The following is a 257-nucleotide window of genomic DNA, read 5'->3' as shown; positions in this document are numbered from 1 at the left end:
CGGGCCACGTGCGCGTCAACGGTGACCGCGCCAAGCCGGCGACGCCCGTCCGACCCGGCGACGAGGTCCGGGTGCGCGGTGAGGGTCCGGAGCGGATCGTCGTGGTCTCCCGCGTCGTCGTGAAGCGGGTCGGCGCGTCGGTCGCGGCCGAGTGTCTCGTCGATCACACGCCTGCACCTCCCCCCCGGACCGAGGTCCCGGTCGCGGGCGTCCGGGACCGCGGTGCGGGCCGCCCCACGAAGCGGGAGCGCCGCAAG

At 77.0% G+C, this 257-nt stretch carries 1 protein-coding gene; it reads left to right on the top strand.

Annotation, left to right across the window (positions count from 1 at the left end; genetic code table 11):
* Positions 1-8: 8 nt before the first annotated feature.
* Positions 9-257 (top strand): hypothetical protein (locus AC1ECF_RS17710; RefSeq protein ID WP_480390754.1); only part of this gene is annotated, 249 nt, incomplete at its 3' end.

It is taken from the genome of Psychrobacillus sp. Z3-81, assembly GCF_056620325.1.
This window is presented reverse-complemented; position numbering and strand designations above follow the sequence as displayed.